At 71.6% G+C, this 11,075-nt stretch carries 10 protein-coding genes and 1 pseudogene; 3 read left to right on the plus strand and 8 right to left on the minus strand.

Annotated features, from left to right (window positions below):
- Positions 1–168: 168 nt before the first annotated feature.
- The 4 genes from AB0917_RS31215 to AB0917_RS31230 form a co-directional block, all read right to left on the minus strand.
- Positions 169–1,548: a hypothetical protein gene (locus AB0917_RS31215; RefSeq protein ID WP_366823053.1), complete on the minus strand. Its 1,380-nt coding sequence runs from the start codon at positions 1,546–1,548 to the stop codon at positions 169–171.
- Positions 1,538–2,104, minus strand: a complete 567-nt coding sequence (locus AB0917_RS31220; RefSeq protein ID WP_366823055.1) for a DUF6114 domain-containing protein — start codon at positions 2,102–2,104, stop codon at positions 1,538–1,540. Before AB0917_RS31220 ends, AB0917_RS31215 begins: the two co-directional genes overlap by 11 nt.
- A gap of 96 nt (positions 2,105–2,200) precedes the next feature.
- The gene (locus tag AB0917_RS31225; protein ID WP_366823056.1) at positions 2,201–2,842 is read right to left on the minus strand and encodes a DUF6230 family protein; all 642 of its coding nucleotides are present in this window, start codon (positions 2,840–2,842) and stop codon (positions 2,201–2,203) included.
- Between the two features lie 666 nt (positions 2,843–3,508).
- Positions 3,509–4,477, minus strand: coding sequence for a tetratricopeptide repeat protein (locus tag AB0917_RS31230; protein ID WP_366823057.1), 969 nt, complete (start codon positions 4,475–4,477; stop codon positions 3,509–3,511).
- Between the two features lie 405 nt (positions 4,478–4,882).
- On the opposite strand from AB0917_RS31230, the gene AB0917_RS31235 reads away from it, so the two are divergent.
- On the plus strand, positions 4,883–5,509 hold the full coding sequence (locus tag AB0917_RS31235; RefSeq protein ID WP_366823058.1) for a TetR/AcrR family transcriptional regulator: 627 nt from the start codon (positions 4,883–4,885) through the stop codon (positions 5,507–5,509).
- A 29-nt stretch (positions 5,510–5,538) separates the two neighbouring features.
- Here the strand turns inward: AB0917_RS31235 and AB0917_RS31240 are convergent, their stop codons facing one another.
- From AB0917_RS31240 to AB0917_RS31255, 4 genes are all read right to left on the minus strand, one after another.
- On the minus strand, positions 5,539–7,239 hold the full coding sequence (locus AB0917_RS31240) for a methylmalonyl-CoA mutase family protein (RefSeq protein WP_366823059.1): 1,701 nt from the start codon (positions 7,237–7,239) through the stop codon (positions 5,539–5,541).
- Positions 7,240–7,337: 98 nt separating this feature from the next.
- Entirely contained in the window at positions 7,338–7,664 is a 327-nt protein-coding gene (locus tag AB0917_RS31245) for a DUF3817 domain-containing protein (protein WP_366823060.1), read from the minus strand.
- Positions 7,665–7,720: 56 nt separating this feature from the next.
- Positions 7,721–8,230 carry a MarR family transcriptional regulator gene (locus AB0917_RS31250; RefSeq protein ID WP_366823061.1) on the minus strand — a complete coding sequence of 170 codons (510 nt, stop codon included), beginning with the start codon at positions 8,228–8,230 and terminating at the stop codon, positions 7,721–7,723.
- Positions 8,231–8,240: 10 nt separating this feature from the next.
- Positions 8,241–9,515, minus strand: coding sequence for an MFS transporter (locus AB0917_RS31255; protein WP_366823062.1), 1,275 nt, complete (start codon positions 9,513–9,515; stop codon positions 8,241–8,243).
- A gap of 81 nt (positions 9,516–9,596) precedes the next feature.
- Between AB0917_RS31255 and AB0917_RS31260 the strand changes: the two genes are divergently transcribed.
- Both AB0917_RS31260 and AB0917_RS31265 read left to right on the plus strand, forming a co-directional pair.
- Positions 9,597–10,580 (plus strand): DUF5937 family protein, encoded by a 984-nt coding sequence (locus tag AB0917_RS31260; RefSeq protein WP_366823063.1) that lies wholly within the window; start codon positions 9,597–9,599, stop codon positions 10,578–10,580.
- 248 nt (positions 10,581–10,828) lie between these two features.
- Positions 10,829–11,075, plus strand: a pseudogene (locus AB0917_RS31265) (endoglucanase); the annotation flags it as partial.

Genomic DNA, 11,075 nt, shown 5'->3' on the forward strand with positions numbered 1-11,075 from the left:
AGCCCCCCCCCCGCGGCGACCGCGGGGGGGGGGTGCCCGGTATCTCTCCGGCGCCCCGCCCCTCGGCGTCGTTCCCGGGCAGGGCGGACGAGCACCCTGTAGCACCCTGGGAAACGGCCCACGGCTCTGTGCGGCTCCCGGAACGGGACCAGGCGCCGTGGACGCGGTCTAGCCGCGGCCGCCGGTGAAGTAGTTCTGCAGGCCCGGGATCTTGAGCGAGCCGCCGAACTGGCCGGCCTGGACGACCTTGACCTTGGTGAAGAAGGCGAAGGGGACGTTCAGGGGCGGCGGGGTCTGCGGGTTGAAGGTGATCGGGATGAGGCCGAAGAGGTTGCCCTTCAGCTCCTCCGTGTACATCGTCACCGTGCCGTTGCGGATCGTCGACGTGGAACCGGGCCGCGACGTCACATGGCCCGTCGTACCCACCGGGCCGGTGGTGAGCTGGTGGAGGTCCTTGATGTCGATGGAGCTCGCGGTGAACTTCAGCACCTTCTTGATGCTGCCGTCCGCCTTCCTCACCTCGACGATGCCCTTGTAGTCCAGGCCGTTGAGGGTGAGCAGCGAGGACTCCAGGATCCACGGGTCGGTCGGGAGCAGCGGGATGCCGGGCTCCAGGGACGCCGCGGCGAGCGCCTCCGGGTCGTGTTCGGGGCAGGGGAAGCGCGGCTTGGCGCCGTCGGGGATGTCCTCGTCCTTCTTGGGGTCGAGTCCCTTGACGTCCTCGTCGAGCTCCGTGACCTCCTTGCCCGCCTTCCCGGCCGCCTCGCGGATGGCGTCGGCCGTCTTCCCGGCCTCTTCCTTCGCCTTGTCGGAGGCGTCCTTCTCCGGGCCCTTCCCCGGGTCCTTCGCCGCGTCCCCCTCCGGAGCCTTCGGCTTGTCGGCCGGCTTCGGGGAGTCGGCCGTGGGGCTCGGGGACGGGCTCGCCGTCTCCTCGGCCTTCTCCTTGCCCTTGTCCGGGTTGAAGAGGTCCTTGAGGGCGTCGCCCAGGCCCAGCGGGTCGAGCGGGTTCTTCGACCTGGTGGGCGTCGGGGTGGGGCTCGGCTCCTCCGCGGCCTTCTGGGCCGTGTCGGGCTTCTGCGCCGCGTCGGGTTTCTCACCGGCCGCCGGGTCGCCGGTCGCCGCCGGGTCCCCGGTGGCCGCCGGGTCCCCGGTGGCCGTACCGCTCTCCGTCGGCTTCGGGGTGGCGCCCTCGTCCTGGCCCGGCTGCCCGCCCTTGTCCGGCCCGTCCGTGGGCGTCGCCGACGGGGCCGGGGTGGCCTTCGGGGACTCGGACTCGGACGCGGACTCGCCGGGCTCGTCGGACCGCGTGACGCACGGTCCCGGTGCGAAGGGGATGTCGGAGTTGCCGTCGGCCATGGCGAGCTTGGGCGTGAGGCCCATGCCGACGAAGACGGCGGTCGGCATCGCGGCGAGCGCGAACGCCTTCTTGCCGCTCGGCATGTGCAACTTGGTCAGCAGCGACTTCTTGGGGGCCGCGTGGCGGGGGCCCTTGCGCTCGCGGAGGCCGTCACCGGGGTACGCGTCCGGCTGCCGCTCGTCACCCCGCACGATGTGTCCCCCCGTCGTGGCCGAAGGCCGTGTCGTGGTCGCCCGCCGGCTGCTGCGGAACGGCCGCACCGTGCAGGGCCCCCTCGGCGGACCCGCTCTCCGGGCGCTGCTCGTCCGGCGACAGGGCGGCGTCCTGCGGGGCCTCGTCGTCCGCCTCCGGCTCGCCCGGCGCCCAGGAAATGGACAGGGCTCCGCCGATGAGCGCGAGGAGGAATCCGATCACGAAGCCGCCGATGTTGGCGACAGGTATGGAGATGAGCGCGAGAAGAATGGCCGCGACACCGGCGAAGACCCGGACGATGCTGTGGAACCACATCGTCAGGCCCAGCGTGATCAGCAGGACCCCGATGATGAGGGATCCGGCGCCGGCGGTGGTGGACATCGCCAGTGTCATATTGCCGAGGTGGAGATCGGCGTACGGGAAGTAGGCGATGGGCACACCGCCCAGGATGGTGAACAGACCCGCCCAGAACGGCCGGTTACCCCGCCAGGTACGGAATCCCCGCCGGTAGACGGTGAGGTTGTGCTCGTTCTGCCCTGTGGACTCGGGGCTCATGGAAAACAGCTCCCTGGAACCGGTACTGCTGTGAGAGGAGAAAGGGTGGGCGGCCGGAAAGCCCCGCCGGGGCGCCCCGGCCACCCGGGCGAGTGCTTAGAAGCACTCCTTGACGCCCTTGTGCAGCTTCAGGCTCAGGTTGCTGAGCTTGAAGGTGCCGGCGGTGGTCGCCCACGCCGTCTGCTTCACGTCGGTCAGGGTGGCCTTCTTGGCCCGCTGCGCGAAGCCGTTGGGGTTGACCCCCTCCTCGGTACCGGGCTGGATGCCGGGCGCACCGACGGAACCGGCCGCGACACCGATGTCGATGTTCTCGAAGTACGCGTCGGTGTCGAGCTGCGCGACGTCCAGGTAGAGGTTGGTCGCGACGACCGGGTTGTCGGGGTTCGTACCGGCCTTCAGCTGCAGGCTGACGTTGCCGATGCCGAAGGGCACCTTGGGCGTGACCACCGACTGGCACATGTTGGTGATCGTGGCCTTGCTGAAGCCCGACACCGCGACCGGGTGCGCGGCCTTGTTGCCCTCGAGGTCCTTGCCGACGGCGACGCTGCCGTACTGGACGAAGTCCTCACCCACCAGCGTGTCGGTGCTGACCTTGAAGCTCTGGCCGGACACGGCGAAGGACGCGGCCAGGGCGCCCTGTGCGAGACCGACACCCACCGCCGCCGTCGCGACGACGCTCGGCACCATCACCAGAGCGAAACGCTTCCATCTCGTCCCACCGCGAACCTGGGAACTCATAACTTGCTCCTTCTTCTCGGACGTACATCTCCGGCCGGGCGTGAACCCGTCCTGGGATGGGAGAAGTGCTACGTCCTCGGGAAGGAGAGCGCCCGCAGGCGGAGGCGTGTACCGCATCCGCCGCACCGACGTTCACCCCCGAGCGACAAACCACTGGCTGCACGGTCTGTACAGCCGGTCGGACAGGCCCCGTCCATCGGCGGGGACCCCCCTGTCCACGGCCGGCACCACTGCCGCCGGCCCACTCGGTGGGGACCCAACAGGCCCTCTCGCACCGGCTGGAGACCGGGCGGGAGGTATGGGACCGAGCGTGGCCGATCGTGGTGCATTCCGGGCCGCCGCACAAGGGGGTTCGTTACTTGCCAGTAACGACCCGATAACCGAGCCACGACCGGGCGACATCAAGTGGCCACACAGGGTGGCACGAAAGGGACATCAAAATAGCAGGAAACTCAAGAGAAACAGGACAGAACGACCACCCCGACTTACTCGCAGTAACAGCACGTCGCTTTGTCAAGATTTGGTAAAGCGAGGGGTCCTCTTTGCGTCCGGACGGCAAAACGGCCGCCCTCCCCGAGGGGGAGGACGGCCGCCTTGTCACATCGGAACAATCGACACGTGATCAGGTCGCGATCGGCTCGCCATCGGCTCCCTGACAGCCCGCGGTCAGAACAGCACGCGGGCCAGCGCGGTGCGGGCGGCGGTGACCCGGGGGTCGTCCGGGCCGATCACCTCGAAGAGCTCCAGCAGCCGCAGCCGGGCGGTGTTCCGGTCGTCGCCGGTGTTGCGGCGGACCGCCTCGACGAGCCGGCCGAAGGCGTCCTCGACATGACCGCCCACCAGATCCAGGTCGGCGGCGGCGACCTGAGCGCCCACATCGCCCGGGTTGTCCGCCGCGTCCTTGCGGACCGCCTGCGGGTCCATCGTCTGGACGCGTGCGAGCAACTCCGCCTGGGCCAGGCCGAGCTTGGCCTCCGGGTTGCCCGGGTCGTCGGTGAGCACGTTCTTGTACGCCTGCACGGCGCCGCCGAAGTCGTTGGCGTCGAGAGCGGAGGCGGCGGCCTCCAGCAGGGCGTCATACGGGCCGGCCGGCACCTCGGCCGGGGCGGCGTCCGGCGAGGCGTCCGGGTCCACCGCGATCCCGGTGAGGCCGAACCGCTCCTCGCCGACCTGGATCAGCTGGTCCAGGGTCTCGCGGATCTGGGCCTCGGGGGCCGCGCCCTGGAAGAGCGGGAGGGCCTGCCCGGCGACGACGGCGAAGACCGCCGGGATGCCCTGGATCCCGAACTGCTGCATCAGCATCTGGTTGGCGTCGACATCGACCTTGGCCAGCAGGAAGCGGCCGTTGTACTCGACGGCCAGCCGCTCCAGCAGGGGGCCGAGCTGCTTGCACGGCTCGCACCACTCGGCCCAGAAGTCGATGACGACGGGTACTTCGGCGGAGCGCTGGAGGACATCGCGCTCGAAGCCTGCTTCATCGACGTCGATCACCAGGGCGGCGGGCGTCACGGCGCCGGTGCCCCCTGTGCGGGCGGCCTGCGCACGGGCCTGCTCCGCCTTGGCCTTGGCCTCGCCGGCCGCCTTGACAGCGGCGAGGTCGACGACGCCGCTCATGGACATGTTCCTAGGCTGCATACGTACATCCTCCCCCCTGAGTACGCCGTTCCGGAAAGCGATACGGGAACCGGCCCGGTCCACTGCGCCGGCCGGTGTGCCGGGCGGGCGGACGAAGGCGGCCCCGGGGGCCCCGAGGAACCCCGGCGGGGCTCCGGAAGGGCCCCGGTGGAACAGGAACGGGCCCCTGAAAAACCCGGTGGACCTTCCGGATCCCCATCCGGCCGGTCCGTGCGGCTCCGGGTCCCCACCCGGCGCCTCATGGCTGTCGCTCGTCGCGTACGGGGGCGGGCTGACCGCCTTCCTTACGCTACGACCCGTAGCGTAACTGCCGATGGGCCCACCGGAACAGGCCACCTCGGTGATCTGTCTCACGGAGGCCGAGGCGGAGCGGTCCTTCCTACCGGCCGGTATGGTCGCCGCATCATGAGCGACACCGACCCCAGAACCACCCGAACGGGACGTCCGCGCTCCACCGCGGCCGATGCCGCGATCCTGGAGGCGACGCGCGCCTCCCTGGTCGATCTCGGCTGGTCGAAGCTGACCATGGGCGATGTGGCGACCCGGGCCGGTGTCGCCAAGACGACCCTCTACCGGCGCTGGGCGGGCAAGAACGAGCTGGTGGTGGACGCGGTCGCGGTGCTCTTCGACGAGCTGGAGCTCCCCGACCGGGGCAGCCTGGCCGCCGATGTGCAGGGCGTGGTGCTCCAGTTCGCCGCCCTGCTGGAGCGGCCGGAGACCCGGACGGCGCTGATGGCGGTGGTGGCCGAGTCCACCCGGGACGACTCGCTGCGCCGCCGGATCCGCTCGGCCATCGTGGACCGGCAGAAGCGGCTGGTGCTCCTGGGCCGGGACCGCGCCCAGGCCCGCGGCGAGCTGCGGTACGAGGACGACGCCTCGACCGCCGCCCGCAACGCGGACCTGATCTTCGACGTGATCGCCGGGGCCGTGGTGCACCGCACGCTGGTGAGCGCCGAGCCGGTGGACGCGGAGTGGGCGAGCGGCTTCACCACACTGCTGCTGCTGGGGCTGGCCGGCGCGCAGGCGCGCTGACGCGCGGGACGGCCCCCGCCAGCGGACGCTCAGAAGCCCGGCGGCTCCGTGTACGTGCCCCACTCCTCGCGCAGCGCCTCGCAGATCTCGCCCAGCGTGGCCTCGGCCCGTACGGCGTCCAGCATCGGCGCGATCATGTTCGAGCCGTCCCGGGCGGCGGCCAGCATCGCCTCCAGCGCGGCGCTCACCTTCGCGCCGTCCCGCGCGGCCTTGCGCGCGGTGAGCTGGCTGACCTGGTCGCGCTCCACCTCGTGGCTGACGCGCAGGATCTCCAGGTCGCCGGTGACCGAGCCGTGGTGGACGTTGACGCCGACGACCCGCTTGTCGCCCTTTTCCAGGGCGCGTTGGTACTGGAAGGCGGACTCGGCGATCTCGCCGGTGAACCAGCCGTCCTCGATGCCGCGCAGGATGCCGGAGGTCATCGGCCCGATGGGGTGCTGCCCGTCGGGGTGGGCCCGGGTGCCGCGCTCCCTGATCTGGTCGAAGATCTTCTCGGCCTCGGCCTCGATCCGGTCGGTGAGCTGCTCCACGTACCAGGAACCGCCCAGCGGGTCGGCCACGTTGGCGACGCCGGTCTCCTCCATCAGCACCTGCTGGGTGCGCAGGGCGATCTCGGCGGCCTGCTCGGAGGGGAGCGCGAGGGTCTCGTCCAGGGCGTTGGTGTGGAGCGAGTTGGTGCCGCCGAGGACGGCGGAGAGCGCCTCCACGGCCGTGCGTACGACGTTGTTGTACGGCTGCTGCGCGGTGAGGGAGACCCCGGCGGTCTGGGTGTGGAAGCGGAGCCACTGCGCCTTGTCGGTCTTCGCGCCGTACGTCTCCTTCATCCAGCGGGCCCAGATGCGGCGGGCGGCGCGGAACTTGGCGATCTCCTCGAAGAAGTCCAGGTGCGCGTCGAAGAAGAAGGAGAGCCCGGGGGCGAAGGTGTCGACGTCCAGGCCCCGGGAGAGGCCGAGCTCCACGTAGCCGAAGCCGTCCGCGAGGGTGTACGCCAGCTCCTGCGCGGCCGTCGCCCCGGCCTCGCGGATGTGGTAGCCGGAGACGGAGAGCGGCTTGTAGGCGGGGATGTCCCGCGCGCAGTGCTCCATCAGGTCGCCGATGAGGCGCAGATGGGGCTCGGGCTGGAAGAGCCACTCCTTCTGCGCGATGTACTCCTTGAAGATGTCGGTCTGGAGCGTGCCGTTGAGCACCCCCGGATCGACGCCCTGGCGCTCGGCGGCGACCAGGTACATGCAGAAGACGGGGACGGCGGGGCCGCTGATCGTCATGGAGGTGGTGACGTCACCGAGCGGGATGTCCTTGAACAGGGTCTCCATGTCGGCGGCGGAGTCGATGGCGACCCCGCAGTGGCCGACCTCCCCGAGCGAGCGCGACTCGTCGGAGTCGCGGCCCATCAGGGTCGGCATGTCGAAGGCGACGCTGAGGCCGCCGCCGCCCGCCGCGAGGATCATCTTGTAGCGCTCGTTGGTCTGCTCGGCGTTGCCGAAGCCGGCGAACTGGCGGATGGTCCAGGTGCGGCCCCGGTAGCCGGTGGGGTGCAGCCCGCGGGTGAAGGGGTACTCCCCCGGCCAGCCGATCCGCTCGAACCCCTCGTACGTGTCGCCGGGGCGGGGCCCGTACGCGGGCTCCACCGGGTCCCCGGAGAGCGTGGTGAAGTCCGCGTCCCGCTTGCGGGCCTTGTCGTAACGGGCCTGCCAGCGGAGGCGGCCTTCCTCGATCGCGTCAGCGTCCATGGTTCGAATTTACTAGGACGTCCTACTAATTGTCGATGGCAAACCGCCCGGCGCTTTGCGCGGGGCGGTTCGCGGGCTGGACCGTGGGCCGGTCCGGGTCAGGCCTGCGCGGGCTCCGCGGCGGGCTTGGTGACCAGCGCCTGGGCCTCACGGCTGACCTTCGGCTCCACGAAGAAGGAGGCGAAGGGGATGCAGCCGGCCGCCAGCACCCACAGGAGCTTGCCGAACGGCCACTTCGCCTTGGAGCCGAGGTCGAAGGCGAAGATGACGTAGACGATGAACAGCACGCCGTGGACCTGGGAGATCAGCATGGTGTCGCCGGTCCCGAACCCGTACTTCGCGATGATCGCCGCCGTGAAGACGAGCAGCCAGACGGCGGTGACGTAAGCCATCACCCGGTAGCGGGTGAGCACGTTCTGTTTCATGGGAACGAGCGTAGCCGGACGTCCGGGGCGATCTTCGCGCACCCCCCGGCACGCGCTCACCCCTCGTCGAAGTCCTGCGCCGCCACCCGCAGCGGCCGGAGCATGGCGAAGATCTCCCCGCACTCCTCGGCGTCGTACGCACCGAGCCCGAAGTCCATCGCGACCAGGTCCTCGGTGGCCGACTCGACGACCTCGCGCCCCTTGTCGGTGATGGAGGCGAGCGTGCCGCGGCCGTCGTTGGGGTTGGGGCGCTTGCTCACCAGGCCGGACCTGACCAGCCGGTCCACGGTGTTGGTGACCGAGGTGGGGTGCACCATCAGCCGCTCGCCGATCTTGGACATCGGCAGCTCACCCGCCTTGGAGAAGGTGAGCAGCACCAGCGCCTCGTAGCGGGCGAAGGTCAGTCCGTACGGCTTGACGACGGCGTCGACCTCGGCGAGCAGGATCTGCTGGGCCCGCATGATCGAGGTGATCGCCCCCATGGAGGGCACGGGCCCCCAGCGCTGATGCCAGAGTTCCTCGGCACGGGCGATGGGATCGAAAGGAAGGCTGAGCGGCTTCGGCACGGCACCGACCTTACCGACTGGTCATATGCCGGTCAGCCCCGTCTCGCCTTTCGGTATCGGACATCTGTCCGGGGGCCGTACGGCGGACCTCGGCGACGACGAGGAGCGAGACGACGGTACCGATGATTCCGGATCCGGCGACCACGTGGTGCACCGGGAAGAACTCGGCCGCGAGCCCCGCCAGCGCCATCCCGGCGCCCTGGATCGTCATCAGCCCGGCGGTGAGCAGCGTCATGGCCCGCCCGCGCAGCCGGGGCGGTACGGCGTCCACGAACCACTGGTCGAGCCCGATGACGTACGCCGCGCCCATCCCCGCCAGCGCGAGGGCGGCGAGAGCCAGCGGCAGCCCCGGCCGGATCACGTACACCACCAGCGGCAGCAGGCCCACGGCGGCGACCGGCAGCACGATCCGGGAGCGGGTACGGGGCCGGAGCGCGGACCCCACGAAGAGCTCGGCCCCCACGTGCCCCACGGCCATCGCGCAGAGCAGCAGCCCGAGGGCGGCCGGACCGGCGCCGATCTCGTCCACGTACGGGGCGGCCAGCGCCTCCGGGGCCACCACGAACATCGCGGGCAGCCAGAGCAGGAGCAGCAGCGCCCGGACACGGCGGTCGCCCAGCACCAGGCGGGCCCCGGACAGCGACTCCCGGAGCAGGGTGGCGGAGCCGGCACCCGCTCGGGCGGGGCGGTCGCGGGTGCCGAGGCGGAGCAGGGCCGCCGAGCAGAGGAAGGTCACCACGGTGACGGTGATCGCCCCGCGCGGGGAAACCACGGTGAGCAGCGCGCCGCCCGCGCCGAAGCCGATGAGCATCGCGCTCTGCGAGACGATCCGCAGGAGGGAGCGGCCCAGTACGTAGAGGTCGCCGTCGCCCAGGATGTCGGTGAGCGCGGCCATCCGGGTCCCGGTGAAGACCGGCGCGACCGCGGCGACCAGGCAACGCAGCGCGAGGAGCCCGGCGACGGGCGTGACGGGCACCACCATCACGGCGACGCAGACCGCGCAGAGCAGGTCGCAGACGACCAGGACCCGGCGGGCCGGGTAGCGGTCGGCGACCCCGGCGAGCAGGGTCCCGCCGATCACGTACGGGAGCATCCCCAGCGCGAAGGTCAGCGCGCTGAGCAGCGGGGAGCCGGTGAGGTCGTAGACGAGGACGGTGAGGGCGAGTTCGCTGACGACGACGCCGAGCAGCGAGAGCAGGTGCGCGGCGAAGACGGCCCGGAACTCGGTGACGGCGAAGACGGCCCGGTATCCGGCGGGCGGGGCGGTGGCAGATCCCTGGGGCATGGGGAGAGCCTGGGCCGCGCGGGGCCCGCGCCCTAGACTTTCGGCTGGGTACGAATCTTCCTCCGTCGACGGGCCCGGTATATGCCGTTCCAGCTGCACTTCGGCGAGAGCGACCTGCTGCGCTGCCGGTTCGCGCTCTCGCCGCTGGTCGAGACCCAGGAGGCCGTGCGCACCCTGGCCCGCCCCCACCGCCACGGCTACCACCTGCCCTGGCTGCGGCGGATCCGTGCGGCGGCCGCCGGGCTCGACCTCGAACCGCTGTGGCTGCTGATGCCGGACGGCGGCCACAACCCGGACTTCATCTGCCCGCCGCCGATCGGCCCGTTCGTCACGTTCGAGGAGGAGATCGCGGGCGTCCGGGCGGTCGATCCGGAGGTGGCGCGGGCGGACATGGCGCTGGCGCTGTCGGAGCGGCCCGGCGCCCGGGAATCCGCGGCGGGCCGCCGGCTGCTGGCCGATCCGGCGCGGGCCGTACGCGACCTCGCCGACCTGCTGGAGCGGGCCTGGCAGACGCTGATCGAGCCGTACTGGCCCCGGCTGCGGGCCCTGCTGGAGGCGGACATCGCCTACCACTCGCGCCGGCTCGCGGACAGCGGACTCGAACAGCTGCTGGGCGAGGTGAGCACGCAGCTGAGCTGGACGGGCTCGACGCTCACCGTGAAGGCGACGCGGGGCGACCACGAGCAGGTGCTCGGCGGCCAGGGCCTGGTGCTGATGCCGAGCGTCTTCGTCTGGCCCGAGGTGGTGGGAGGCCACCTGGAGCCGTGGCAGCCCGGCCTGATCTACCCGGCGCGCGGGATCGGCGGGCTGTGGAGCGAGGCCGGGGAGCGCACACCGGAGACGCTGGCCCGGCTGCTGGGCCGGGTCCGGGCGGATGTGCTGTGCGCGCTGGACGAACCGGCCGGGACGAGCACCCTGGCCCACCGCCTCCACCTCGCGCCCTCCTCCGTGTCGACGCATCTGTCGGTGCTGCGCGGGGCGGGGCTGCTGACGTCGCGGCGGTACGGACACCAGGTGCTGTACGAGCGGACGCCCCTGGGGATCGCGCTGGCGGCCTCGGACTGAGCGGGGGCGCCCGGCCGCCACGTCGCTCGGGGTCGCGTGGGGGCCCGAGCGGGGGCGCCCGGCTGCCCGCTTCGGCGCCCGACCGGGGTGTTCGACGGTCACCGGCGGTGTCGCGTCGCCGCTCTCGAAGGCCGTCATGTCACGATGAGTCACGTTTCCCTGTGCTCAGCCGCTCCGCTGTGCCGTCCCGTATGCCATCAGCGCATATGCTCCCGTGTCCGTGAGCCACCGTCGTCCGAGGGGGCTGGATGTCCGGCCGCAGAATCATCCCCAGAGTCTTCAGCGTCTTCCCTGTCCTCACCGCCGTCGCCCTGGCGACCGCTCTCGCGGCGGGCTGCTCCTCGCCGGGCGGTGCGGCTCCCACGTCCGCCGGGACCGACCTCGTGCGCGGCGAGGGCCCCCCCCGGGCGGCCGCCCCCGACTGGGGGGGCCCCGCCCACGAAGCCGCCCCCCCCGCGCGGGCCCGGGGGAGGTCGGAAGAGCGGGGTGTGAGGG

Source organism: Streptomyces sp. NPDC007346, from assembly GCF_040703535.1.
GTDB lineage: Bacteria > Actinomycetota > Actinomycetes > Streptomycetales > Streptomycetaceae > Streptomyces.

What these genes read in the sequence shown, in the direction of transcription:
- AB0917_RS31220 (WP_366823055.1), bottom strand. Translation starts at nt 2,104, where the DNA reads ATGAGCCCCGAGTCCACAGGGCAGAACGAGCACAACCTCACCGTCTAC.
- AB0917_RS31225 (WP_366823056.1), bottom strand. Translation starts at nt 2,842, where the DNA reads ATGAGTTCCCAGGTTCGCGGTGGGACGAGATGGAAGCGTTTCGCTCTG.
- AB0917_RS31230 (WP_366823057.1), bottom strand. Translation starts at nt 4,477, where the DNA reads ATGCAGCCTAGGAACATGTCCATGAGCGGCGTCGTCGACCTCGCCGCT.
- AB0917_RS31235 (WP_366823058.1), top strand. Translation starts at nt 4,883, where the DNA reads ATGAGCGACACCGACCCCAGAACCACCCGAACGGGACGTCCGCGCTCC.
- AB0917_RS31240 (WP_366823059.1), bottom strand. Translation starts at nt 7,239, where the DNA reads ATGGACGCTGACGCGATCGAGGAAGGCCGCCTCCGCTGGCAGGCCCGT.
- AB0917_RS31245 (WP_366823060.1), bottom strand. Translation starts at nt 7,664, where the DNA reads ATGAAACAGAACGTGCTCACCCGCTACCGGGTGATGGCTTACGTCACC.
- AB0917_RS31255 (WP_366823062.1), bottom strand. Translation starts at nt 9,515, where the DNA reads ATGCCCCAGGGATCTGCCACCGCCCCGCCCGCCGGATACCGGGCCGTC.
- AB0917_RS31260 (WP_366823063.1), top strand. Translation starts at nt 9,597, where the DNA reads ATGCCGTTCCAGCTGCACTTCGGCGAGAGCGACCTGCTGCGCTGCCGG.